The 24,321-nt window shown below is 63.7% G+C and carries 18 protein-coding genes and 3 tRNA genes; 5 read left to right on the top strand and 16 right to left on the bottom strand.

Annotation, left to right across the window (positions count from 1 at the left end; translation table 11 throughout):
• Window positions 1-2 precede the first annotated feature (2 nt).
• Window positions 3-800 (top strand): DUF1338 domain-containing protein, encoded by a 798-nt coding sequence (locus G5134_RS05000; RefSeq protein WP_421231914.1) that lies wholly within the window; start codon window positions 3-5, stop codon window positions 798-800.
• Between the two features lie 88 nt (window positions 801-888).
• On the opposite strand, the gene G5134_RS04995 is transcribed toward G5134_RS05000, so the two are convergent.
• Complete coding sequence (locus tag G5134_RS04995) at window positions 889-1,485, bottom strand: HAD family hydrolase (RefSeq protein ID WP_065016839.1); 597 nt, start codon at window positions 1,483-1,485, stop codon at window positions 889-891.
• 178 nt (window positions 1,486-1,663) lie between these two features.
• On the opposite strand from G5134_RS04995, the gene G5134_RS04990 reads away from it, so the two are divergent.
• Window positions 1,664-3,028 (top strand): MDR family MFS transporter, encoded by a 1,365-nt coding sequence (locus G5134_RS04990; protein ID WP_421231913.1) that lies wholly within the window; start codon window positions 1,664-1,666, stop codon window positions 3,026-3,028.
• 67 nt (window positions 3,029-3,095) lie between these two features.
• On the opposite strand, the gene nifJ is transcribed toward G5134_RS04990, so the two are convergent.
• From nifJ to G5134_RS04975, 3 genes are all read right to left on the bottom strand, one after another.
• Window positions 3,096-6,629 carry a pyruvate:ferredoxin (flavodoxin) oxidoreductase gene (nifJ, locus tag G5134_RS04985; protein ID WP_065017043.1) on the bottom strand — a complete coding sequence of 1,178 codons (3,534 nt, stop codon included), beginning with the start codon at window positions 6,627-6,629 and terminating at the stop codon, window positions 3,096-3,098.
• 414 nt (window positions 6,630-7,043) lie between these two features.
• Complete coding sequence (locus tag G5134_RS04980; protein WP_065016841.1) at window positions 7,044-7,814, bottom strand: substrate-binding domain-containing protein; 771 nt, start codon at window positions 7,812-7,814, stop codon at window positions 7,044-7,046.
• Window positions 7,815-7,966: 152 nt separating this feature from the next.
• Complete coding sequence (locus G5134_RS04975) at window positions 7,967-8,992, bottom strand: hypothetical protein (protein WP_065016842.1); 1,026 nt, start codon at window positions 8,990-8,992, stop codon at window positions 7,967-7,969.
• 509 nt (window positions 8,993-9,501) lie between these two features.
• Here G5134_RS04975 and G5134_RS04970 point away from each other — a divergent pair.
• Together G5134_RS04970 and G5134_RS04965 are read left to right on the top strand one after the other, a co-directional pair.
• Window positions 9,502-9,828 carry a hypothetical protein gene (locus G5134_RS04970; RefSeq protein WP_017781621.1) on the top strand — a complete coding sequence of 109 codons (327 nt, stop codon included), beginning with the start codon at window positions 9,502-9,504 and terminating at the stop codon, window positions 9,826-9,828.
• A 170-nt stretch (window positions 9,829-9,998) separates the two neighbouring features.
• Window positions 9,999-11,408, top strand: a complete 1,410-nt coding sequence (locus G5134_RS04965) for a PLP-dependent aminotransferase family protein (RefSeq protein WP_065016843.1) — start codon at window positions 9,999-10,001, stop codon at window positions 11,406-11,408.
• A gap of 128 nt (window positions 11,409-11,536) precedes the next feature.
• On the opposite strand, the gene G5134_RS04960 is transcribed toward G5134_RS04965, so the two are convergent.
• The 9 genes from G5134_RS04960 to pnuC form a co-directional block, all read right to left on the bottom strand.
• Entirely contained in the window at window positions 11,537-12,676 is a 1,140-nt protein-coding gene (locus tag G5134_RS04960; protein WP_065016844.1) for an MFS transporter, read from the bottom strand.
• A 12-nt stretch (window positions 12,677-12,688) separates the two neighbouring features.
• Entirely contained in the window at window positions 12,689-14,236 is a 1,548-nt protein-coding gene (locus G5134_RS04955; protein ID WP_065016845.1) for an ABC-F family ATP-binding cassette domain-containing protein, read from the bottom strand.
• A gap of 357 nt (window positions 14,237-14,593) precedes the next feature.
• Window positions 14,594-16,384, bottom strand: a complete 1,791-nt coding sequence (locus G5134_RS04950) for a hypothetical protein (protein WP_065016846.1) — start codon at window positions 16,382-16,384, stop codon at window positions 14,594-14,596.
• Window positions 16,385-16,795: 411 nt separating this feature from the next.
• On the bottom strand, window positions 16,796-18,436 hold the full coding sequence (locus G5134_RS04945; protein WP_065016847.1) for an alpha-glucosidase: 1,641 nt from the start codon (window positions 18,434-18,436) through the stop codon (window positions 16,796-16,798).
• Between the two features lie 200 nt (window positions 18,437-18,636).
• Window positions 18,637-19,038: a DUF1622 domain-containing protein gene (locus G5134_RS04940; protein ID WP_024941888.1), complete on the bottom strand. Its 402-nt coding sequence runs from the start codon at window positions 19,036-19,038 to the stop codon at window positions 18,637-18,639.
• A gap of 67 nt (window positions 19,039-19,105) precedes the next feature.
• Window positions 19,106-19,423 carry a N(4)-acetylcytidine aminohydrolase gene (gene yqfB, locus G5134_RS04935; RefSeq protein ID WP_065016848.1) on the bottom strand — a complete coding sequence of 106 codons (318 nt, stop codon included), beginning with the start codon at window positions 19,421-19,423 and terminating at the stop codon, window positions 19,106-19,108.
• 43 nt (window positions 19,424-19,466) lie between these two features.
• On the bottom strand, window positions 19,467-20,138 hold the full coding sequence (locus tag G5134_RS04930) for a Crp/Fnr family transcriptional regulator (RefSeq protein WP_065016849.1): 672 nt from the start codon (window positions 20,136-20,138) through the stop codon (window positions 19,467-19,469).
• Between the two features lie 127 nt (window positions 20,139-20,265).
• Window positions 20,266-20,991 (bottom strand): nucleoside phosphorylase, encoded by a 726-nt coding sequence (locus G5134_RS04925; protein WP_065016850.1) that lies wholly within the window; start codon window positions 20,989-20,991, stop codon window positions 20,266-20,268.
• Window positions 20,988-21,710 carry a nicotinamide riboside transporter PnuC gene (gene pnuC, locus G5134_RS04920; protein WP_065016851.1) on the bottom strand — a complete coding sequence of 241 codons (723 nt, stop codon included), beginning with the start codon at window positions 21,708-21,710 and terminating at the stop codon, window positions 20,988-20,990. Before pnuC ends, G5134_RS04925 begins: the two co-directional genes overlap by 4 nt.
• A gap of 264 nt (window positions 21,711-21,974) precedes the next feature.
• Here pnuC and G5134_RS04915 point away from each other — a divergent pair, with 264 nt between their 5' ends.
• Window positions 21,975-23,807, top strand: coding sequence for an SLC13 family permease (locus G5134_RS04915; RefSeq protein WP_043171169.1), 1,833 nt, complete (start codon window positions 21,975-21,977; stop codon window positions 23,805-23,807).
• Between the two features lie 234 nt (window positions 23,808-24,041).
• On the opposite strand, the gene G5134_RS04910 is transcribed toward G5134_RS04915, so the two are convergent.
• The 3 genes from G5134_RS04910 to G5134_RS04900 form a co-directional block, all read right to left on the bottom strand.
• Window positions 24,042-24,125 (bottom strand) — tRNA-Leu (locus G5134_RS04910).
• Between the two features lie 8 nt (window positions 24,126-24,133).
• Window positions 24,134-24,210 (bottom strand) — tRNA-Met (locus G5134_RS04905).
• Window positions 24,211-24,246: 36 nt separating this feature from the next.
• Window positions 24,247-24,321, bottom strand: a tRNA-Gln gene (locus G5134_RS04900).

Raw genomic sequence — 24,321 nt, 5'->3', positions numbered from 1 at the left:
AGATGCAAAAGGATATCGACACCCTGTTCAGTCATCTGTGGGACAACTACATCAAGGTGACCCCGAGTGCCCACAAGGTGCACACCCTGCTGGGGGGCGGTGAACCCATCGTCAACGATCACGTGGCGTTTCGTACCTACAACCTGCCCAAGCTGGGGCTGGAGAAGCTGGCGGCCCACTTCCTGGCGCTCGGCTACGAGCAGAAGGGCGAGTACGTGTTCAAGGCCAAGAAGCTCTACGCCAAGCACTTCGAGCACAAGGATCCGGACGCTCCCAAGGTGTTCATCAGCGAGCTGAAGGTAGAGGAGCTCTCCGAAGGCGCTCAGGCCATCATCCACAAGCTGGTGGATCAGGTGCCCGATCATCTGACCGATACCGCCGCCTTCCTATATGCCGGTGCCCCCTGGCAGGTCTCCTATGCCGACTACCAGACTCTGCTGGCCGAGAGCGAGTATGCGGCCTGGATGGGAGCCTGGGGTTATCGCGCCAACCACTTCACCGTCAACATCAACCGCCTGCGGGATTTCGACACCATAGAGCAGGTAAACGCAGCCCTGAAAGCGGCCGGCTTCGTGCTCAACAGCGTGGGCGGCGAGGTGAAAGGGGACCCGCAGGTGATGCTGGAGCAATCCTCCACCATGGCCGACAAGGCGGACGTGGCCTTTACCGACGGTGTGCGCACCATCCCGAGCTGCTTCTACGAATTCGCCCTGCGCTACCCGCAGGCCGACGGCGTGCTCTACCCGGGCTTCGTCGAGGCGTCGGCCGACAAGATCTTCGAATCCACCAACGCCATGTAAGGCGGGGCCGGCTCATCCCGGCACTGCTGCATGCAAAACGCCTCCCTTGTGGAGGCGTTTTTGTCCTTGCTGACACAGAGTGTTGGGCCTAGCGCTGGTAGAGCTCCCCCTCCAGCACCAGTACCGTCTCCATTCCGGCGGCGCGACCCGCCTGCAGGCCGATCTGGGTGTCTTCGAACACCAGGCAGTTGGCGGGGTTGGCCCCCAGCTGCTCGGCCACTTGCAGGAAGGTGTCGGGGTGGGGCTTGTGGTTGACCACGTCGTCGGCGCTCACCACCACCTGGATATAGGCATCGAGCCCGGTACTTTTGAGGATCGACTCCGCCTGATTGCGCGGCGAGCCCGTGCCGATACCCATGGGGACCTTGCCGTGGTAGCGCCTGACCAGCTCCCACATGGCAGGAAAGACGCTCACTTGCTGGATATGCTCCATGTAGAGGGCCACCTTGCGGCGGGCGAAGGCTTCCACATCGATATCCAGCCCATGCTGTTCGGCCAGGATGGCGACGATCTTGCGGGTGGGAATGCCGCCGTACTCGTTGAGCTGGGCGCGATCGAAGGGCAGGCCGAATTCGGCGCTGGTGGCTTCCCAGGCATCCAGGTGGCGCGGCATGGAGTCCACCAGGGTGCCGTCCATATCGAAAATCAGGGCGTCGTACTGCTCAAACCGGAACTGCTCGGACATGGGGCTGCTTCCTCTCGGGGTAAAAGGGCAGCCTACCAGAGCGGGGGGCACAATGCCGCGACCGGGGTCATGCTTGCCGGCATGGATGCCCTGGTTTTGGTCATCCGCCGGTGATGTATGAGACAATAACAAGTTCTGCGCCGCAGACGCTGGAGCAACAAAGGAGCGAGCCCGTCTTATGTCCCCCAAAACCATCTTCTCGAGCGTGGCCCTGGTGATCGCGCTGGGTTCACTGGAAAAGAGCATAGTCACCACCCCGCTACCCATCATAGGGGACGAGCTCAATGCCGGCGCCGCCCTCACCTGGGTGGTCACCGCCTACTTGCTGGCGGCCACCGCCGCCCTGCCCATCTACGGCAAACTGAGCGACATGTTCGGTCGCGTGCGCATGCTCAACATCGGCATTGGCCTGTTTCTGGCCGGCTCGGTGGCCTGCGGCCTGGCCCAGGATCTGCCGACCCTGCTGGCCGCCCGGGTGCTGCAGGGGCTGGGAGGCGGCGGCCTGATCGCGCTCGCCTTCACCGTCATCGCCGACAGCATACCGCCGCGGGAGGTGGGCAAGTATCAGGGCTACATCTCGGCGGTCTACGCGGTTTCCAGCATTGCCGGCCCCTTGCTCGGCGGTTATTTTACCGAGCAGCTCAGCTGGCGCTGGATCTTCTGGATCAACCTGCCGCTTGGGGCCATCGCCCTCTGGCTGGTGAACCGCAACCTGGGCCACCTCAATGTGCGTCGTCACAGCCGCTTCGACTGGAAGGGGGCGGCGCTGCTCATCACTGTCACCACTCTCACCCTGTTGCTGCTCTCGCCGGAGGCGGCGCTGCCCGCCATCTGGCTCGCGGCCGCGCTAGTGGTGGCCCTGTTGTTGCTGGTGCTGATCGAGCGGCGGGCCCACGACCCCATCTTGCCGGCCCACCTGGCGCGTCAGCCCGGTTATCTGGTGAGCGTGCTGCTGGCGCTGGCCTCGCAACTGCTGATGTTCGCCGTGCTGGTCTACCTGCCGCTGCAGATGCAGTGGCAGAAAGGGATGAGCGCCAGCGACAGCGGCGAGATCATGGTGATCTTCATGGTCTGTATCACGGCGGGGGCCTTCGTCGGCGGCAAGCTGATCGGTCACACCGGCTACTACAAGCGTTTCGTGGTGGTGGGGTTCGCCCTGGCGGCGCTGGCCCTGTGGCAGATCCACTTCGACGTCTGGATCAGGCTGGGGCTGGCGTTTGCCGGCATCGGCCTTGGCCTGGTGCTGCCCGCGCTCTCGGTGGTGGTGCAAAACGCCCTGCCGCGGGAAGATCGCGGCATCGGCATGTCGCTGTTCAACTTCGGCCGCGAGCTGGGGGGCGCGGTCGGGGTGGCCATCTGCGCCGTGCTGTTCCACTCCGCCCTGCCGGCGGGCAGCAGCCACAACCTGGCCAGCCTGAGCCCGGTCGAGCTGGCGCCCGGCTTCAGCGCCACCTATATCGGCATGGCGCTGATCGCCAGTGCCGCCCTGCTGGTCACCCTGCTGGCGTTGAAGCGCCACGAGCTGGCCGACATGCCCGCCTGATGGCCGCCAGCCGATAAAAAGAGGGCTCCCCGCGGGGAGCCCTCTTTATTGGTGGCAGCTTGCGCGCTTACTCCTGCGCCGGCGCCTCTTTGCCGGCCAGCTGGCTCAGCCAGGCGAAGCGGCGGTGGGCATCCTCCTGCGCCTCCTCATAGAGCCGGCTGGCCACCTCCGGCAGCTGGCGGGTGAGGCGCTCGAAGCGGGGCTCCTGCTGCAAGGTGTCGGCCAGCGACGCGCTGGGGGCGCGGGAGTCCAGTGCCAGCGGCGCCTTGCCCTCCTCCTTGCGGCGCGGATCGTAGCGATAGAGCGGCCAGAAGCCGGTGGCGGTCAGCTGCTTCATCTGCTCGTGGCTCTGGGCCAGATCGTAGCCGTGCTCCTCGCAGGGGCTGTAGGCGATGATGAGGGAGGGGCCCGGGTAGGCCTCCGCCTCCTGAATTGCCTTCACCGTCTGGTTCATCTGGGCGCCGAGGGAGATCTGCGCCACGTAGACGTGACCGTACATCATCACGTTGGCACCGAGATCCTTGCGCCCCTTGCGCTTGCCCTGCTCGCCAAACTTGGTGATGGCGCCGAGCGGGGTGGCCTTGGACTGCTGGCCGCCGGTGTTGGAGTAGCACTGGGTGTCGAGCACCAGCACGTTGATGTTCTCCCCCAGGCTCAGCACGTGATCCAGCCCGCCGTAGCCGATGTCGTAGGCCCAGCCGTCACCGCCGATGAGCCAGACCGATTTCTCCACCAGGTAGTCCGCATCACGGGCGAGCTCCCGGGCCGCGGCGTCGCTGCGCCCCTCCAGCAGTGCGCGCAGCTGCGCGATATGGGCCCGCTGCTCGGCGACCGGCAGGCTGGCGTCTTGCAGCCCCTGCTGCAGCTCGGCCGGGACGGCGTCCCCCATGCTCGCCAGCAGGCGGCGCACCCGCTCGCGATGCTGATCCACGGTGAGCCGAAAGCCCAAGCCAAATTCGGCGTTGTCCTCGAACAGGGAGTTGGCCCAGGCCGGGCCACGCCCATCGGCGTTGGTGGTGTAGGGGGTGCTGGGCAGGTTGCCGCCATAAATCGACGAGCAGCCGGTGGCGTTGGCGATGAGCAACCTGTCCCCGTAGAGCTGGGTCAGCAGCTTGATGTAGGGGGTCTCGCCGCAGCCGGAGCAGGCGCCGGAGTATTCAAACAGCGGCGAGATGAGCTGGGAGGTGCGGATGTCGATGCGCTCCAGCTGCTCGGCCGTGCGCTCGGGCAAGTCCAGGAAGAAGTCGTAGTTGGCCTTCTGGGCCTCGAGGTGATCCAGCCGCGATTCCATGTTGATCGCCTTGCGATTCGGATCGGCACGATCCTTGGCCGGGCACACCTCGACGCAGAGGTTGCAGCCGGTGCAATCCTCAGGCGCCACCTGCAGCACGTACTGCTGGCCGCGCATGTCGCGGGCCTTCACATCCAGCGCATCCAGGGTGGCCGGCGCATCGGCCATAGCCGCCTTGTCCACCACTTTGGCGCGGATGGCGGAGTGGGGGCAGGCGGCCACGCAGTAGTTGCACTGGGTGCAGAGGTCTGCCTGCCAGATGGGTACCTCCTTGGCGATGTTGCGCTTCTCCCAGCGGGTGGTGCCCACCGGCCAGGTGCCGTCTGGCGGGAAGGCGGAGACCGGCAGGCTGTCGCCAAGCCCAGCCAGCATGGCGGCGGTGACGGTCTGCACGAAGTCGGGGGCCTTGGGGGAGACCACCGGCGGGCGGGGCCGGCTGTCGGCCTCCATCTCGCCGAGGGGCACCTGGGTCAGGGCTGCACTGGTGGCCGCGAGGGCCTGCCAGTTGCGCTCCACCAGCGCCTGCCCCTTGCTGCCGTAGCTGTTGGCGATGGCCTGTTTCAGCAGCCGGATGGCCTCATCCAGCGGCAGGATGGTGGTGAGCTGGAAGAAGGCCATCTGCATGACGGTGTTGATGCGCTGGCCGAGCTGGCAGTCGCGGGCAATCTTGGCGGCGTTGATGGTGTAGAGGCGGGCACCCTTCTCGCGCAGGGCATGCTGTACCTCGAGGGGGAGGCGGCCCCAGACCTCGGCCGCACCATAGGGGCTGTTGAGGAGGAAGATGCCCCCCGCCTTGAGCCGCTCCGCCATCTGGTAAAGGTCGATGAACTGCCACTGGTGGCAGCCGACGAAGTCCGCCTCTTCCACCAGGTAGGCCGACTGCAGCGGCCGCGTTCCCACCCGCAGGTGGGAGACGGTGAGTCCGCCCGCCTTCTTGGAGTCGTAGACGAAGTAGCCCTGGGGGTAGAGCTCGGTGTGGTTGCCGAGGATCTTGATGCTGTTCTTGGCCGCCGACACGGTACCGTCGCTGCCAAGGCCGTAGAACAGCGCCTCCAGCTTGAGGTGGCTGGCCGGGGGCACTGAGGTCGGCAGCGGCAGGGAGAGGCCGGTGATGTCGTCAAAGATGCCGACGGTAAAACGCGGGCGCGGATTAGCCAGCGCCAGCTCGTCAAACACCGCCTGCACGCAGGCCGGGCCGAACTCCTTGGAAGAGAGGCCGTAGCGCCCGCCGATGACCCGCGGCAAGCTGACCCGCTCACCCCGGCTGACCGCCTCGGCCAGTGCCGCCATCACATCCAGATAGAGTGGCTCGGCCTGGGCGCCCGGCTCCTTGGTGCGATCCAGCACCGCTATCTTGCTGGCGCTCGCGGGAATGACCGCCAGCAGGTGCGCGGCCGAGAAGGGGCGGTAGAGGCGCACCTTCACCAGCCCCACCTTCTCCCCTCTGGCCAGCAGGTGTTCTATCACCTCCTCGCAGGTGCCGATGGCGGAACCCATCAGCACCAGCACCCGCTCGGCCTCTGGGTGACCCAGGTATTCGAACGGCCGGTAATGGCGGCCGGTCTGCGCGCCGAAGGCGTCCATCGCCTCGCTCACGTGGCGATAGCCATCGTCATACCAGGGGTTGCTCGCCTCCCGGCACTGGAAGTAGGTGTCCGGGTTGGCGGCGGTGCCGCGAATGACCGGCTTGTCGGGGGTCAGCGCTCGCTCCCGATGGGCACGGATCGCTTCGGCGGGCAGCAGGGCGCGCAGGGTGTCGTCAGCGAGCGGCACTATTTTGGCTATCTCGTGGGAGGTGCGAAAACCGTCGAAGAAGTGGATGAAGGGGAGTCGGCTGTTGAGGCTGGCCACCTGGGAGATGAGGGCGAAGTCCTGCGCCTCCTGCACGTTGCTGGCACAGAGCAGGGCGCAGCCGGTCTGGCGCACCGCCATCACGTCCGAGTGGTCACCGAAGATCGACAGGGCGTGGGTCGCCACGGTGCGCGCAGCCACGTGCAGCACGAAGGGGATGAGTTGACCCGCCAGCTTGTAGAGGTTGGGGATCATCAGCAGCAGCCCCTGGGAGGAGGTGAACGAGGTCGCCAGCGCTCCGGTCTGCAGGGCGCCGTGGACGGTGGCGATGGCGCCCCCCTCCGACTGCATCTCCACCACCCGCGGCACATCCCCCCACAGGTTGGCACTGCCCTGGCTCGCCCAGGCCGACGACTGCTCGGCCATGGCGGAGCTGGGGGTGATGGGATAGATGGCGATCACTTCGCTGGTGCGATAAACCACGGAGGCAACGGCGCTGTTGGCGTCCGTCGTTAGCATGTCGTGTTTCATTCTCAAACCTTGGTTGCACAGTCGGCGTGGGTACGCAAACGACAAAAGAGACCGGGCCTTGCCCCGGGGGGAGCGAAAGCGTGCTGTGCCCTTCCTTGTGGCAATCTGTGTCACTGGCCTGTGACGGTGAATTCGCTGATCCTGCGCTGGGGTGAATCAACGTTGCGGCAAGAAAAATATGTGATGGAACGTTAATATGAGTAATGTTTTGCCGTTGTGATTGTCAATCTTCAAATTTATCCGTTCGATGAATTAAGGCTTCATATTTATTAAGCAAGAGTCGGCATTGCCAAAATAAATATCTGGTGAATCAGACCATCCTGTTTATGGGGGAATGGATGCCAATGCGTCCCTGCACTGGCATGCAATAATGGTCATCAGCAGGTCATCATTCTCTTGTCATTAAAATTTGTCGGACCAGCCCAGCTGCTGAAAAATCTGCTTTGATTTTTCCCCTTTCAAATATTCGGCGAAACGTACCGCATCCTGGCTGGGATTCTTGTTAAGGACTATGTTCACATCCCGATAAACCACCAGCTGCTCTTCAATCGCCACCACGTCGCCCACGTCCGGGTTGCTCCTGGCCCAGTCAATCCAGGTGATCCAGGCATCGACGTTGGGATCTTCTTGGAACGCCTTGCGGGCACTGCCGCTGTTGGGGGTGTATTGCACTATGTTGTTTCGAAAATCGGCGACCAGCTTGATGTCACCGGTGCGACCTATCATGTCTTCCCACACACCGGTTCCCGAGGTGTTGCTGACCCCGGCCCCCTCCGGCACGACTATGCCGATACCCGGTTTGGCCAGATCGGCCAGCCCCTTGATATTCTTGGGGTTGCCCTTCTTGACCAGAATGATGGCCGGGCGCAGGTAGAGCGGGGTAATCTTCTTGATGTCGAACTGCTGCTGATGGTCGGTGGCGATCGCCAGGGCCGATTGCTCGGAGGCGCCGAACAGCATGTCGGCGTTTTTGCCGGCATCGTCATTCCAGGTCGCCTGCGGCCCGAAATGGACGTTGACCTTGATCCCCGTCTCCGCTTCAAAGGCGCTGCCCACCTTGATCAAGGCGGTGTGCGGCCCGCCGGGGCCATATAAGTTGACGTCCGCCAATGTGGCATAACTGGTCAGCATGGTTACCAATGCGGAAGCCGTCATAAATATATGCTTTTTCATTATCTACACTCCTTTGGGACTGATGGTTCAAGCGAAAAGGACCGGTCGTTTATCGAATTTATTTCAACGAAATATGAACGGTGAAATATTTCATGGTCAGGCATCAATACTATTTAAAGCGGCACAAGCCATGATTTGACATCTCTTCTTTCTTATATTCTGACGCCCACCATACCGGCAATGATGGCCAGCGCGAGGGCTGCCGAGCCGGCCAGTCCGGTGTACCACAGCAGCCTGATGCGGCTCGTTGCCACGCCGTGGGCCGCGAGCACCACCCGCAACCCGGCCAGCAGATGCGCCAGTACGAAGAAGACGCCGAGGGTGTAGTGGGGCACCAGGCGAATATTCCAGGGATCCATCAGCAGGCCCGCCTCACCACCGGTGGCAAAACTCCAGTCGGTCGGTATGCCGAGGAAGCTGCGGGCATAGATGAACACCGAGTTCATGTGCCCCAGCACGAACACCGACAGATAGACGCCAGAGGCGATCTGGAAGGTGGTCAGCCAGCCATGCCGGGTACTGCTCCAGCGCCAGGCAAGATAGAGACCTGAGCCGACCTGGAAGAGAAACGCCGCCACCAGCAGGGGTTCGACAACGCCGGCCCGGTAGACGGTGCGACCCGCCTCCATGACCCGGGCGTGAAGCTCGGGGCCGACCAGCCCGGTCAGGTGATTGGCCAGATGAAAGATCACATAGCAACAGAGCACCAGTGCGCTGATGCCATGGGCGACGCGCCAGCGTCCCGGTCCGCTCACGGGACGGGCCTGCACTGCCTCTGTCTGGTGTGACTCCCACCCCAGCAGCATGGCGCCAACCCAGAACAGAGACCACACCAGCACATCGGGCAGCGGGCTGCCGACCAGCGTCTGCACCACTCCGAGCAGGACATAGAGGCTGGGGGCCGCCACGCTCAGGTAAGCCAGTCGACGCATGCCTGTGGTGATGCCGGGCCGATTGGCGACGATCAGCCCCGTCAGGGGAACGGCCAAGGCCAGCAGCAGCGAGAGCAGGGCGCCGAGCAGACTGGCAGCGCCGTTCTGGCCGACCAATGTGTTGAAGATCACTAATAGAAACGGATAGCCGAGCGCGGCCAGCGGGGGGAGCAGACAGAGTGTGTGAGGGCGCTGCACCATCATGTGCTCGCGGCTCTCGTCCGCGATCCTGGAAGGTAAGGGCATACTGATATTCCTGCTTGATAGGGCGGAAAACCACCTTGATTCGGGTCTATTCAGATAACCGCGGCGCGATATCCTGCGCGAGGCAACCCGTCATGCCGCCATGAGCGAGCGGCCGCAGTGACCGAGAGTCGGCTCCCAGCAATCGGGGCCGGCGAGAGGTGGGCCAATCTATTCCAGGGAATATCTCAGCAAGGAGGTCAGGTACTGCATATGTTTTATTTCCCCTTTAACTGAGTGCCAGGTTGATAATGTGAGGATAAAAAAAGCGGCCAAGGGGTAACAGGGACAAGAATGGTCATATGGAGTAGTCCATACAGATAATAGGGAGTAATTGGATTTCCTTTGACTCCCTTTTATTGATTGCCGACAACCGGTAGGCTGGCAGAGATAATTCGGCCACAGCGTGATATAAAGACGGGCGGGAGGCGACGGATTTTAATCTTGACGTATTGCGCAGGCTTGTATAAAAAACACGCCAGCTGATAGCGCTATACCAAGGAGAGTGTGTCGTGTTCGAGTTCACTGTTAATAAGGCGGCGCTGCTGTCTCTTTCACTGTTATTTACCTCCTCGGCCATGGCCATGGAAATATCTGCAGATAAAACCAGAACGGTTCAGGAATTTACCGGCAATGTCATGTTGAAGGTAAATGATAATGAGTCTGTGACTGTCTCTGCCGATTCGGTCAGAAAAAGCCAGGATGGCATGGAATATTCTGGCAAGGTCACCTTGTCTGCCGAAAAATTCAATGCTGAAGCTGATGAAATAAAATCGACGACAGATGGCCACGGTACGACCACCTTTACCACTGACAAGCTGACGCTGATCAGCAAATAGCGGTCAGCCAATGCACGCCCGTGATGACGCCATATACCATGTTTCCATGGTACAGGGTGTTATCAGCCAATATTGTCATGCTGCTCTTCTATCGTGATGCCAACAGGAGTGGATAATGGATAAACAACGGAAGTGATAGAATACAGAGCCATATTTCATGGACCCCTCTCATGGACATTCAGGATCTGAACCTCAGCCGGGAGCAGGCAACCCCGCTCTATCTGCAGATATACCAGCGCTATTGCCATGCCATCGCGAGCGGAGCCTTGAACGCCGGTGACCGTGTGCCCTCGGTGCGCAGTCTGGCAAGCGAACTCAACCTTGCGCGCGGCACGGTTGAAATGGCCTATCAGATGCTGATCGGTGAAGGGTATCTGATATCCCGCGGTGCCGCGGGCACTGTGGTTGCCGCCGGGCTGAACAGGCTCGTCGAGGCGCCGCCCTCTCCCCGACCCGCCGCCGCGCCTGCGCCGGCCCAGGGGATCCCTCACAGCGAAATCCTGCCGTTCCAGTTGGGTGTGCCTGCGCTGGATCTGTTCCCGCGCAAGAGCTGGGCCCGGCTTGCCACCCGGCATCTGCGCAATATGGAGATGGTGACGCCGGATCCGGCCGGGCACCCGGCCCTGCGCCGCGCCATCGCCACCTATCTGGGCATTTCACGGGGGATCCGCTGCAGCCACGAACAGGTATTCATCACGGTTGGTTATCGGGGGGCGCTGGATCTGGTGTGCCGCGCCCTGCTGCGAGCGGGAGATCTGGGCTGGTTTGAAGAGCCTGGCTATTTTCATGCGCGCCAGTTTTTGCAGCAGGCGGGCCTGCGGTTGCACCCGGTGCCCGTCGACATGCACGGCATGGACGTCAGCCTGGGTGAGCAAACCGCCGACGAGGCCCGGTTTGCGGTGGTCACCCCCACCCACCAGAGCCCGATGGGGGTGGCCCTCAGCCTGCCGCGTCGACTGGCGCTGCTGGAGTGGGCAGAGCGGCGTAAAGCCTGGATCATTGAAGATGATTACGACAGCGAGTTTCGCTACCACGGCCGGCCCTTGCCTCCCCTCAAGAGCCTGGACCATCAGGGGCGCGTGCTCTACACGGGGACCTTCAGCAAGGTGCTCTACCCCGGCCTTAGGCTGGCCTATCTGGTGGTGCCCGAGGCGCAGGTCGCCCGTTTTCGCGAGCTGGTGGCGCAGTTGCCCGGCGCGGGCAATCCGGTGCTGCAGGCCACCCTGGCAGACTTCATGGATCAGGGGCATTTCACCCGTCACCTGAGCAAGATGCGCAGAGTCTATGCCGAGCGGCATGGCTATCTGGTCGATGCCTTGGCCACCCGCCTGGGCGACCGGTTGCGGGTGCAGCCGCAGGCTGGCGGGATCCAGCTACTGGCGCAGGTTGCCGGGGGCGTGACGGACCAGCAACTGGTCGAGGTCGCCCAAGCCAATGGGCTGGCATTGCACGCCCTGAGTAGCTGGTACATGAACCCGGCGCAGCAAAGGGGAGTGATGATGGGGTTTGCCAACTTTGCCAGCGCAGAGCAGGCCGATCGGGCCGTGCAGCAGCTGTTGTCCCTGTGGCCCGCAGAGTGAGCGTCAACCTTGGGTGATGCATTTCCTCGGCTTGTGAAGAGGAGGAGTTACCAGGCGTTGTCTGCCACATGGCAGAGGTCATGAAGAGGGCTCCCGCGGGAGCCCTCTTGTCATTGTGCCTGTTGTACTCAGCCCGGCAGCCGCACCGGGCGCAGGGCGAGGATGGCCCCGCCAAACAGCAGCAGGGCCAGCAGGGCCATGGCCATGGGGCCGGCGCTGTAGGCAAAGCCGGCGACGGCGGACCAGAGCGCCACCCCGAGGTGCATCAGGGTCATGGCCAGCGACATCAGCATGCCGCGCTGAGCCGGGGCGAGCTGGGCGATGTAACCCTGCAACGCCGGTGAGCCGATGCCGCCGGCCAGCGCCCACAGGCCCAGCGGCAGGGCGAGGCTGGCCAGGCTGCCGGCCGGATAGAGGTAGAAGAAGGCGCTGACCAGGGCGCACACCACCAGGGCTCCGCGCATCAGGGGGCGGCCGCTCTCCACATACCCGGCCAGGCGCGGCATCAGCACGTTGCCGACCACGCTGATCACGCCAAGGGCGCCGTAGAGCAGCCCCACCGACCAGACGGGCAGCCCCTGACTGTCGTGCAGGTGCTGGCCGACCAGGTTGAACAGGCCGATGCCTCCCCCCAGTCCCAACCCCATGGCGAGCAGGGCGCCGAGCGCCCCCGGAATGGCCAGCACCGAGCCCTGCGGCGCGGGGTGCGTGCCGCTCCCATGAACCTGCGGCGTGCGCGCCGTGAGCCAGGCCAAGGCCGCCGCCACGGCCCAGGCGCAGAGGCCGAGCACGATAAAGGGGGTGCGCCAGTTGCTGAGCTGGGCCAGCAGGGCGCCCACCGCCGGGCTCGAGATCATGCCGAGGGTGAGCCCCGACTGCACCCAGGCGATGCGCTTCATGGCGTCGGCCGGTGCGCCGTCTGCCGCCATGGCGAAGGCGATGGGGAGCATGCCGGCGCTTGCCAGCCCGGTGATCACCCGGGTCGCCAGCCCAACCTCGAAGTTCGCCACCAGGCCGGTGGCCACCGAGGCGGCACCAAACAGCAGGGAGGCCGGCAGCATCACCCGCAGCCGGCCGTGGCGATCCGACAGGCCGCCGAGCAGGGGGGCGATGAGGGCTAGCGCCACGCTGTAGGCGGTGATGAACAGGGTCACCCGTTCCGGGGCGACCCCCAGCTCGGCGCCGATGGGGGCGAGCAGGGGGCCCAGCATCAGCTCATCGGCCCCGACCAGAAATGCAATCAAAAACAGCAGTACTTTCAGTAACATAATTTTTATTCCTTAAGCTTGGGTCGATACAGCGGCGAACTGCTGGATGTCCACCACCCGATCCGGCCAGTCGGCCACAAAGGCCGGCTCGTGGCAGACGGCGAGCACGCTGCCCGGGTAGTCGCACAGGGCCTGGCGCAGGGCGGCCTTGGTGCCGGCATCCAGGTGGGTGGTCGGCTCATCCAATATCAGCAGATGAGTGGGCTGCAGCGCCAGTCGGCACAGCTTGACCCGGGTCTGCTCACCGCCGCTCAGGGCACTGATGGGCTGGATGGCCAGCTTGCCGCCGATGCCAAGGCGCGCCAGCTGCTGGCGGGCCCCTTTGTCATCCAGCCCGGGGGCGGCGGCCTTGACCAGAGCCAGCGGGGTGGCCGCGGGATCGGGCCAGTGCAACGCCTGCTCGAAGTAACCCGACTTGAGGCCGGGGGCCAGGGCCAGTTCACCGGCGAGCGGGGCGAGGCGGCCGGTCAGGGTGTTGAGCAGGGTCGACTTGCCGATGCCGTTGAAGCCGGCGATCACCACCTTCTCGCCACGGCGCAGCTGCAGGCTGAGCGGCGCCAGCAGGGGCTGGTGGTAGCCGATCTCCAGCTCGCTTGCGGTCAGCAGTTGCGGCTGGCCCCCCTGGGCGGCGCGAAAGCTGAGGGTGACCGGTTTGGCCTGCTCGGGGGCCGCCAGCCGCTCGATGCGCGCCAGCTGCTTCTTGCGGCCGTTGGCGATGCTGGCGTTGACCCCGGCCCCGTTCTTGGCGATGAACTGCTCGAGCCTGTCGATCTGCCGCTGCTGGGCCTGGTATTGACGGGCGTGCAGCGCCTCGGCGGCGCCCTTCTGGGCCAGCGCCTGGTCGAGGTTGCCGCGATAGGTGTGGATCTGCTGGCGGTCGATGTCGGCGATGGCGGTGGCGATGCGATTGACGAAGGCGCGGTCGTGGGAGACCACCAGGAAGGCGCCGGGGAAGCGCTCCAGATAGCCTGCCAGCCAGTCGACGTGGGCCGTGTCCAGATAGTTGGTCGGCTCGTCGAGCAGCAGCACCTCCGGCGTGCGCAGCAGCAGGCCGGCCAGCATCACCTTGTGGCGCTGGCCGCCGCTTAAACTGGCGAGCCGCGTCTGCATCCCGAGCTGGGTCAGACCAAGGCCGGCCGCCACCTCGTCGATGCGCGGATCTAACTGGTAAAAACCCTGGCTCTCCAGGTGCGCCTGCAGATCGGCCGCCCGGGCCAGCTGCCGCGGCCCCAGTTCGGGGTCGGCGTAGAGGGCCAGCATCTCGGCTTCCGCCTCATAGAGGTCGGCGAACACCGACTGCAGGTAGCCCCGCAGGGTGAGGTGGCCATCCCGCGCGGCGTGCTGGTCGAGATAGCCCGCCTTGATGCCGGGCTGCCAGAGGATGTCGCCGCCGTCTGGCAGGCGCTCCTCCTGGATCAGCTGGAGCAGGGTACTCTTGCCGGCACCGTTGTGGCCGGTGAGGCAGACATGCTCGCCGGCGTGGAGACGAAAGCTCGCCTGTTGGTACAGGGTCTTGTCGCCGATGTGGTAGGTCAGGTTGTGGATAGTGAGCACACTCATGGTTGTAACATCCATAAAAAAACGGGGGGCAGGTACGCGACGTACCGGCCCCCCGTCTCAGCAAGGTGAAACGCTGCCAAATGGCAGAGACAAAAAGGCCGGCGATGAAGCATCTCGCCGGCCTGTGTCTCCTGTTTTCATCAGATGCGGGGCAGCCTCCCAAAGAGAGGGCATTCGCGCAGCTGATGAAGATTCAGTCGATGGGCTCCGGGCAACACTTCATCGTGTTAGTGCACGGAGCACAGCCTCCTGACCGAGCATTTGAACAGGATGTACAACATTGAAAAGCGGTCCTACAAAAATTCTGGTCGCAAAATACCCAGAATTTGCCGGTGAGTCAAATCTGCGACCCCCGCGCTACTCGTGGTGCAGGGTGATGCAGTCCAGCCCGCCGCTGCCGCGCAGCAGGGCCTCCGCCTGGTTCAAGCCATCCCGTCGGTTGCTGGCAGCCTGCCCCACGAAATAGGGGGTGATCCCGGCTACTTCGCGCTGCAACCAGGCGGCGAACGCCTCATTGAGGGGGGCTATGCTGGCGGCATTGGTGATGTAGAAGGGCTGCTGACGGGTGCCCATGATGCCGTTCATCCAGTTCACCTGCCGTTTGCCCACGCTGAAGGCGCCCGGGGTAGCGATGGGGGTCAGGCCGGCATCGCGCAGTTGCTGATGGATGAGGGCGTGGATCTTGTGCCAGCGCTCGCCTTGCTGGCGCAGGTCGGTCACGCTCTTGGCCAGTTCCTGCCGCTCGCTGTCGCTCAGGGTGGCATCGCTGGCCAGCACCTGTTCGGTCAGTGCCGCGCTGGCGGCGTGATCGTTGAAGAGGATGCGGCCGTCGGCCAGCGGGCGCATGGCCATGTCGAGGTGGAAGCCGGGCTGGGCCAGGATCACCAGATCCCGCTCGGCCACCTTGAGCTCCTGCGCCATCAGGCGCTGGCTGATGGCCATCATGGCGAGGAAGCGACGGGTCTGATGATCTTGCTCGGTGCCAGCCAGCCCAGTTCGCTGGTAGCCGCCGGCCTGCAGCATGCGGCCCAGCCGGGCCAGAGTGGCGGCATCGGCCGTCAGCGTCGGCAGTGCCTGGGCTATCTGCTCATCACCAAACTCGGAGTGAAGCTCGGCGGTCACCACCAGGCTGGCGTACTCCTGCTTGAGGCGGGTCAGCAGATCGAAGGAGGCCGGCAGCGGTTGGCCATGGATGGCGCGATAGCGCTCGGCAATCCGCTCCCCTTGCTGCGGGCTCAGAAACATCCGCTGCTCCACCGCCTCCCGGGTTGGCCCATCCACTTCGTACTTGGCGAGCTCGGCCTTGGCACGCGCGGTTCTGGCAAAGGCGTGGCGCTGCTGCTCATCCAGCCCCTGCGGCAACAGATTGGCCGCCTCCAGCAGGATGAGGTCCACCTCGGTGTCATGGCCCTTCTGGAAGGTATAGGGGCTGCCCAGCCACTCCTCTTCGCTGAGTTGCAGCCGAAACTCGCCGTCGCGCTCCATCTTCTCCTGCAGGGCGGCGATGCGCTCACTGTCCAGCCGGCTGTGGTGCAGGGTGGTCTGCAGCAGGGCATCGCGGCCGATCAGGGCATAGGGGGTGCCGTCGGCCCGCTGGCCGGTCAGCATGTTGCCGCCATCGATGATGGAGAAGGTGGGGATGAGCTCGCGCCCCTGCGCCTCGGCGAAGGTGTTGGCCTGGGAGAGCATGCTCTCGTTGAGCCCCTGGGAGGCCTGGCTGCCGAGGCTGTGATGGCCCTCCTGCTGGGCCTCCGGGCTCTGCTCGGTCAGGGCGGTGACGAAGGCGTGGTAGCTGTCCTTGTCGGCCAGTGGCGCCCGGGGGCGGAAGACGAGGGCGCCATCGCGCGACAGCCACATGTTGTCCTCGGTCCAGGTGTACATGTCAGCGTGGGTGCTGACCGAAAAGCCCTGCTCCCTGCCGATCTGCTCCAGCTCCGCCACCAGTTCCGGCTCGGTCTGGAGGGGCAGGTGAAGCTGGTGGATCCGGTTGCCCAGATCGTCCTGGGCCAGCTGGAAACTGCGATCGAGGGCGGGGGAGTGCGGGCCGTTGGTGAGGGTCGGATCGTCCGGGAAGATCAGAGGGGCCGCCATGGCCGAGTGGAACCAGAAGAGGGTGGAGATGGCAAGTGCCACGCCGGTTTTGCGCATGATGATTTCCTGTTGTTATGGCGGGAGAGTGCCCGCGAGCCTGAACCTCGGCGTGCGGCGCCGTGCTGCACGCTTCGGATGGAAACCATAAGGAGCCGGTGAAGAACCACAAGGGCGCAAATCTGAATTGACTTTTAACCCTGACTAAACAGCGTTTAATATCGCCACTTGATGATAAAGACATCGTTTTTGATGTGGTTTATTGCCAATAAAAACAAGGTGTTGAACTATTTCAATTGTCGATAGCGAGCCGTGACTGGATATTGCCTGGCAAGGCGGTGCAGGCGTGAAAACGTGAAGTTTTTAAGTGAGTAAATCACCGGGGCGCATCGACCGCCGAGGGGAGGGGAATCATCAGGGGGCAGGGGCCAGCCCCCGTGACGAAGGTTGGCGCCGAGCCAGGGAGTGCCGTTATCCCCTTGCTTTCAGCAGCCAGGCTGCCGCCTGATAGGGGGCAAAGGTGGCGGCGGGTTGCCCCAGGTAGTTGCTCATCAGCAGGGTGGCACCTGCCTCCACCTGATCAAAGTGCGGCATGACCAGGGGGTGGTCAGTGAGGTTGGCAAGCAGCAGCAGGGTGTGCCGCTCTCCACTCGCCGGATCCTGCCAGCAGCGGCGATAGCCGATGCGCTCCGGGTCATCCCCATCCAGCAGCTCGAAGTCGCCGTGGCGAATGACCGGATGGGCCTTGCGCAGGGCGATGAGCTGGCGATAGCAGTGAAACGGCGAGTCAGGGCGGGCCAGCTGCTCGGCGGCGTTGATCTCGATGTGATTGGCATTGAGCGCAATCCAGGGCGTGACGGTGCTGAAACCGGCTTGGTGGCCGGCATCCCACTGCATCGGGGTGCGGGCGTTGTCGCGGCCGATGGCATTGAGGCGGCGGGCGAGCTCGGCAGGGTCCAGTTTCGCCTGACTGGCGCGGTAGTTGATCGCCTCCAGGTCGCGCAGCTCGTCCGGCTGCCAGTGACGATTGGTCATGGCGAGCTCCTCCCCCTGATAGATGAAGGGTGTGCCCTGCATCAGGTGCAGCACCATGGCCCACAGTTTGGCGCTCACTTCGCGCCACTCGGGCCTGTCGTCGCCAAAGCGGGAGACGGCGCGGGGCAGGTCGTGGTTGCCGAGAAACAGGCTGTTCCAGCCTCGGCCGTGCAGCCCCTGCTGGTGGCGGGCCATGGCCCGTTTGAAGGCGAGGGGATTGAAGCGGGAGGTCCACTTGTCACTGCCGAGCCCCAGATGCTCGAAGTTGAACACCATGCTGAACTCGCTGCCATCGGGGTTCGAATAGTTCTGCATATGGGCGAGATCCGCTCCCCAGGTCTCCCCCACCGTGATGATCCCCTGGCCGCCGAAGCTCTCGGCATTGAGCTCGCGAATATAGTCGTGCAGGCGCGGGCCGTTGCTCATGGCAAGCCGTTTCCACTCCTTGCTCACCATGTCGATCACATCGAAGCGAAATCCCTTGATTCCCTTGCCCAGCCAGAAGTTGATCACCCCGGCCATTTCGGCGCGCACCGCCGGGTTGTCCCAGTCCAGATCGGCCTGACTCGCATCGAAGTTGTGCAGGTAGTAGCGATCAAGCGCCGGCACATACTGCCAGCCGCTGCCGCCAAAAATTGAGGTAATGGGGTGAGCATCGACAAAGGCTTGATCCCGGAATACGTAATAGCCCTGATAGCGGGGATCGCCGGCCAGCGCCTGCACAAACCACGCGTGCTCGGTGGCGGTGTGGTTGGCGACGATATCCATCATGATGCCGATGCCGTGAGCGGCCGCCTCGGCTACCAGCTGCTCCATCTCGGCCAGGGTGCCGAAGGCGGGATCGATGGTGCGGTAGTCCGCCACGTCGTAACCGTTGTCCCGCTTGGGAGAGCGATAGAGGGGGGTGAGCCACAGCATATCGACCCCCAGGGTGGCCAGATAACCGAGCCGCTGACGAATGCCGTTGATGTCGCCCATGCCGTCGCCATCGCTGTCCTGAAAGCTCATGGGGTAGATCTGGTAGATGACGCAACTATCGAGGTCGATGTCGGGTGTGTGGAGAGGTAGCGGGTTCATCAACTGGGCCGGTTGGGGGAAGCGATGGTTTATCTTACGCAGATGCGCGGGCCCTCGACAGGGCGGGGGAAGGCTTGAAAAGGGTTCCATAGTTGGCTGATTGCCAAAAGTGAGGGGAGGGTCACAACTGGGCCATCCCGAGCCATGGTTGTGGTCGGGATGGCACGACACTCAGCGATGACGCAGTGCAAGGAAGCGGGCTACTGGGCCGCCTTGGCCTGTTCGCTGCGCTGCTCCTGCTGGCGCTCTGCCTTGTCTTGCTGGCGTTCCGTTTGGGCTTCCAGCTCCTTGCCGAGGAAGTAGTTCAGGAAGGTGCGGATCACCGCGATGATGGCGAGGCGGATCAGCTCCTCCTTGCTCGGCGCCACCGTGGTGGCCAGGATGTCGGCGGCGAGCTGGAACTCCAGCGCCAGAATGAGCCAGCTGCCGAAACAGAGCCGGATATGGGGAAAGCCGGGCTCGTGATCCCGCACCCGTGCCGCCAGCCAGAGAGTCTTGCCCAGCCCAATCACCACGCAGGCGATGGAGATGATCTCCAGCAGCAGCTGGAACAGCTCGACCCCGTGCATCATGCCCTCTCGCAGGCTCGCTATCTCAAACACTCGGATCACCTCCCTGATTCAAAAGAGGACACTATTAACACATCGCTCGGCAAAGACCAAATCCGGCTCAATCAAGCAGTTTGAATTCAATGACATAGAGCGGCGGCAGGGTGGGGTAGATGTCGCGGATGACCTGTTTGAGCTCGGGGAGGGTCATGTTCTCCTGGCGGGCGTGTTCATCATTGAGCTCATCGAAGGCGACCGCCTTGACCGAGAGCACCTCTATGGTGCCAAAGGGCTGGTGCTCCGGGTTGGTGAACAGAGCCAGACGCTGGCCGGGTTGCCAGTTGGCCTCGCTCTCGTCGCGGATGGTGATGGTCTTGCGGCCGGCCTGGATGTCGGCGACGAAGCGGCTGAAGAAGGTGAACTCGGGATGGGTAGACATGGCACTCTCCTGACAGGGTGAATCGAAATGGGGTGAATGGAAATCAAAGGTCGAGATAGGCGCGTAGCCTGGCCAGATCGGCGATGAGGGGGCCGTCGGGGCCATCGGCGACGATGCCCTGTTCGATCAGCTCCTTGAGGGCGCGCCGATAGACCCGCTCGGTGGTGCCGAAGCGCGCCGCCTCGTGGGCCCGCTTGCGTGAACCCAGCATGGGGGTGCGCTGGCGCTCGCGCCACAGCTCGAAGGCGATGTTGTAGGCGATGGGATGCAACAGCCGGCTGGTGGTGATGTCCAGGGTATCCAGATAATCGCTGGCGAGCGCCGCGGCGAAGAAGAGGGTCAGCTCGGGCTCGGTCAGCAGCCGTTTGGCCAGCTTGCCTGCGCAGATGACGGCAGCGTCCAGCTCGGTCTCGGCCACCACGCTCCACTGCACCGGGGTGGCGCTGAAGAACTCCATCTCGCCGAAGATCTGCTGGTGGCACTCGATCTCGCCGAGTTGAAACAGCCGTCCCGAGTGCACCGCGCTGTTGAGGGAGATGCGGCCCTGGGCCACCAGATAGAGCTGCTCGCACCGCTCCCCCTGCCGCATGATGGGCTCGCCCGGCAGGTAGCGGCGCGAATAGAGGGTGCAGGCCGTCAGCGCCGCGGCAAAGCGCGGTTCGAGTGCGGCAAGCTCGGCGTGAAAGCGACCGAGGGGGTAGGGTTGTTGCTGCATGGGGAAGGCCCGGCTTGACGAGGGTCATGAGGCTAGCAAGGGCGGGGGCTGGATGCCAGCGCTGGTGCTCCCGAATGTGCCGGGCGTAACGTTTTGCCGGGGCCTTTGCGGCCCCGGCAGACCCGCCCTATTGCGTCAGGGCGTGGAGGGCGGCGGCGATGGCCAGCCGCTCGCCGGTCATCATGGCGGCTTCGCTGGCCGCGTAGTCGCTCACCCCCGCTTGCACGTCCTGCTCGAAGGCCACCACGTTGCAGAGCACGGCGGCCACCCGCACCTTGCGCAGGCGCCCCACGGCGAGCAGGGAGGCGCTCTCCATGTCGGCCCCGAGCACCCCGCGGGCGTGCCAGTAGCGACACACTTCCTGCTCGTCATCCCGGTAGAAGCTGTCGTGGGAGCGCACCAGCCCGTGCCAATGGGGATGCTCGCTGGCGCCGAGATGGGTGAGCAGGGCGGCCTGCAGACGGATGTCGGCGCAGGCGGGGTACTCGGGGGGCAGGTAGGCCTGCGAGGCGCCTTCGCTGCGCACCGCCCCCTCCACCACGATAAGATCCCCCAGCGCTATCTCATGCTGCAGGGCGCCAGCGGAGCCGACCCGGATGAGGGTGCGGGCGCCCGCCTGCACCAGCTCCTCCAGCGCGATGACGGCGGAGGCGCCACCGATACCGGTGCTGCACACCGTAATGGGCAGCCCCCGGTAGCGACCGTTGATCAGGCGAAACTCCCGATGCTGGCCCAGCACATCACACTCATCGAGCTGGCCGGCGATGCGGTCGACCCGGGCCGGGTCGCCGCACAGCACCACCCGTTCGGCGATCTGATCCGGGCGGCATTGCAGATGGGGCAGCAGGCTCATGCGATCACTTCCTGTTGCGGACGTTTGGCGCTGACCATCCACAGGCGAGTGCCGTTGGCGGCGATGAACAGCAGGATCAGGTACTCAAGGGACATGGCATAGACCCCTTGGGCGGCATAGACGCCGATGCTGATGATGTTGATGACCACCCAGAGGATCCAGTTCTCCACGTACTTGCGGGTCATCAGGATCTGGGCCACCACGGAGAGCACCGTCATGCTGGCATCCCAGAAGGGGAAGGCATCGGGGGAGGGCTCAGGGGTGGCGAGGTTGGCGCCAAACAGGTTGAGCAGGGCGACCGAGGTACGTGCCAGGGCGGCGAACACTGGGTCGATGTAGAGGGTCAGCAGGGCGATGGCCAGCACGCTCACGGCGGCGGTGGCGATGAGCTTAGACTTGCTGAGCCAGCGGATCTGCAGGGTGTCCCCCTGGGCATTGGCCGGGCGGGTCCAGGCGTACCAGCCATAGAGGTTGGCGCAGAAGAAGAACAGCTGCAGCAGCAACAAGCCGTAGAGCTGGATCTGGAAGAAGATGATGGCGAACAGGCTGACGTTGATGAGCCCGAACAGGTAGTTGATGGTCTTCTCCTGGCTGGCGCACCAGATGCAGGCCAGTCCGAACAGGGTGCCGACGGCCTCGATCCACGACATGGCGTAGCCGCCACCCAGCGGTATGGTCACCAGGGTGTGATTGATGCTGAACCACTCGAATATGCTCATTTTCATTTCCTTGGAAAATAGGGGGGAGTGAACCGGGCCTATTCTAGGGGCGGTGTGAGGGTGTTTGCAGGACTTTTGTCCGTGCAGGGCCGAGCCACCTCAAAGAATGGACAAACCGCAAGCAACTTTAGGCCCCCGATGACACCCTGATATGCGATGATGCCCTGCCCTTTATTGACATGTCACAAAATGGGGATGAATGGGCTGTGGTTTGATGGAATCCCCCCGCTATGGTTGGGGTGGTGTTGAACGAAAGGAGCGAGCGTGAATTCCGAGCTGGTCTGGGTCCTCTGCATGCTGGTGGGCGCCATTTATCTGTTTGTGAGCAACAGGGTCCGCATGGACGTGGTTGCCTTGCTGATCATCATCTTGTTCGTGCTGAGCGGCACCCTGACCCTGCCACAGGCGCTGGCGGGGTTCAGCGATCCCAACGTCATCCTGATCGCCGCCCTGTTCGTGGTGGGGGAGGGGCTGGTGCGCACCGGCATCGCCTATCAGGTGGGGGACGCACTGGTGAAGGTGGCCGGCAGCAGCGAGACCCGATTGCTGGTGCTGCTGATGGTGGCGGTCGCCCTGCTGGGGGCTGTGATGAGCAGCACAGGGGTGGTGGCCATCTTCATCCCTGTGGTGCTGAGCGTGGCGAACCGGATGGGGATCCCGGCCGGCCGGCTGATGATGCCGCTCGGCTTTGCCGGCCTCATCAGCGGCATGATGACCCTGGTGGCTACGCCGCCCAACATGGTGGTCAACAGTGAGCTGATGCGCCACGACATCCACGGCTTCGGCTTCTTCGGCTTCACCCCCATGGGGGTCATCATCCTGGGGATGGGGATCCTCTACATGCTGCTGATGCGCACCTCTCTGGTACGTAGCGAGGAGGAGGGCAAGCACAAGCAGAGCGGGCGCAGTACCATGCGCGATCTCATTCGCGACTATCGGCTGGCCGGGCGGGCGCGCCGGTTGGCGTTGCGGCCAGACTCCCCCCTGATCGGCCAGACCCTGGACGAGCTGCAGTTGCGGGCCCGCTACGGGGCCAATGTCATCGGGGTGGAGCGCTGGCGCAAGTTCCGGCGGGTGATGGTGACCGTCTCTGGCGTCACCGAGTTCCAGGCCAAGGATGTGCTGCTCATCGACATGTCCGACCCCGATGCGGACGTGCGGGAGTTCTGCAGCGAGGCGCGGCTCGAACCCATGATCCTGCGCGGGGAGTATTTTTCCGATCAGGCGCGGGAGGTGGGCATGGCGGAGGTGTCGCTCATCCCCGAATCCCGTCTGCTCGGCAAGAGCATCCGCGAAGTGGCGTTTCGCTCCCACTATGGCCTCAACGTGGTGGGGATCCGCCGCGCCGGCGAGGCGCTTGGCGGCAAGCTGGTGGACGAGGCGCTGCAGATGGGGGATACCCTGCTGGTGGTGGGCAACTGGAGCTTGATCCGCCTGCTGCAGACCCACAGCCGTGACTTTCTCTTGCTGGGGCTGCCGGCGGAGGTGGACGAGATGGCGCCGGCCCGCAGTCAGGCCATTCACGCCCTGATCGCGCTCGGGGTCATGATAGTGCTGATGGTGACGGATCCCGTGCCCAACGTGATAGCGGCGCTGATCGCCTGCCTGCTGATGGGCAAGTTTCGCTGCATCGACATGGAGAGCGCCTACAAGTCCATCCACTGGCCGACCCTGATCCTCATCGTCGGCATGCTGCCCTTTGCGCTCGCGCTGCAACAGACCGGCGGGGTGGATCTCATCGTCGGCGCACTGATCTCGGCGGTGGGGGAAATGGGGCCGCGGGTGATGCTGGCCAGTCTGTTCGCCCTGTGCGCCGTCATCGGGCTGTTCATCTCCAACACCGCGACGGCGGTACTGATGGCCCCGATCGCGCTCGGCACGGCCCAACAGATGGGGGTCTCGCCCTATCCGTTTGCCATGACCATCGCCATCGCCGCCTCGGCGGCCTTCATGACGCCGGTCTCCTCGCCGGTCAACACCCTGGTGCTGGGCCCAGGCAACTACAAGTTCGTGGACTTCGTGCGCATCGGCGTGCCCTTTACGGCGCTGGTGATGGTGGTGAGCGTCATCGCCATCCCCTGGTTCTTCCCGTTCTGACGACACATATGACATGGCGGCCTGCGGGCCGCCTTTTTTATTGCCCGCAGTAATCTGACATGAAAAAGACGACATAAAGCGAAAGCCGGGCATGAGCGCCGTCGCAGAGGAGAGCACATGGCCCAGCGATGGGAGGGGTTGTAGAGGTGCGATGGCATGGAGAGGGGAAGAAGAGTGGCAAACGCCGGATACAAAAAAACCAGCCTGGGCTGGTCTGTTTGGTACTGCTTTCGATGGTGCGGAAGGAGAGACTCGAACTCTCACGCCTAGGGCGCCAGAACCTAAATCTGGTGCGTCTACCAATTTCGCCACTTCCGCAAGAGTAATGGTGGCTATGACGGGATTCGAACCTGTGACCCCCGCATTATGAGTGCGATGCTCTAACCAACTGAGCTACATAGCCGTCTTGTGCACGACTTTCGTCGAATACAAGTAAAAATGGCTGGGGTACTAGGATTCGAACCTAGGGATGGCGAGATCAAAACCCGCTGCCTTACCGCTTGGCGATACCCCA

This window comes from Aeromonas sp. 600276 (assembly GCF_049175815.1).
Lineage (GTDB): Bacteria > Pseudomonadota > Gammaproteobacteria > Enterobacterales > Aeromonadaceae > Aeromonas > Aeromonas dhakensis.
Note: the sequence above shows the minus strand (reverse complement) of the source record. Positions and strands in the feature narration are given on the sequence as shown.

Bases quoted from the DNA above. Each gene is read 5' to 3' on its own strand.
- G5134_RS04950 (WP_065016846.1), bottom strand. From the start codon at position 16,384: ATGCGCAAAACCGGCGTGGCACTTGCCATCTCCACCCTCTTCTGGTTC.
- pnuC (WP_065016851.1), bottom strand. From the start codon at position 21,710: ATGAGCATATTCGAGTGGTTCAGCATCAATCACACCCTGGTGACCATA.
- G5134_RS04930 (WP_065016849.1), bottom strand. From the start codon at position 20,138: ATGCAGCAACAACCCTACCCCCTCGGTCGCTTTCACGCCGAGCTTGCC.
- G5134_RS04995 (WP_065016839.1), bottom strand. From the start codon at position 1,485: ATGTCCGAGCAGTTCCGGTTTGAGCAGTACGACGCCCTGATTTTCGAT.
- G5134_RS04945 (WP_065016847.1), bottom strand. From the start codon at position 18,436: ATGAACCCGCTACCTCTCCACACACCCGACATCGACCTCGATAGTTGC.
- G5134_RS04955 (WP_065016845.1), bottom strand. From the start codon at position 14,236: ATGAGTGTGCTCACTATCCACAACCTGACCTACCACATCGGCGACAAG.
- G5134_RS04925 (WP_065016850.1), bottom strand. From the start codon at position 20,991: ATGAGCCTGCTGCCCCATCTGCAATGCCGCCCGGATCAGATCGCCGAA.
- G5134_RS04980 (WP_065016841.1), bottom strand. From the start codon at position 7,814: ATGAAAAAGCATATATTTATGACGGCTTCCGCATTGGTAACCATGCTG.
- G5134_RS04965 (WP_065016843.1), top strand. From the start codon at position 9,999: ATGGACATTCAGGATCTGAACCTCAGCCGGGAGCAGGCAACCCCGCTC.
- yqfB (WP_065016848.1), bottom strand. From the start codon at position 19,423: ATGTCTACCCATCCCGAGTTCACCTTCTTCAGCCGCTTCGTCGCCGAC.
- G5134_RS05000 (WP_421231914.1), top strand. From the start codon at position 3: ATGCAAAAGGATATCGACACCCTGTTCAGTCATCTGTGGGACAACTAC.
- nifJ (WP_065017043.1), bottom strand. From the start codon at position 6,629: ATGCTAACGACGGACGCCAACAGCGCCGTTGCCTCCGTGGTTTATCGC.
- G5134_RS04960 (WP_065016844.1), bottom strand. From the start codon at position 12,676: ATGTTACTGAAAGTACTGCTGTTTTTGATTGCATTTCTGGTCGGGGCC.
- G5134_RS04975 (WP_065016842.1), bottom strand. From the start codon at position 8,992: ATGCCCTTACCTTCCAGGATCGCGGACGAGAGCCGCGAGCACATGATG.
- G5134_RS04990 (WP_421231913.1), top strand. From the start codon at position 1,664: ATGTCCCCCAAAACCATCTTCTCGAGCGTGGCCCTGGTGATCGCGCTG.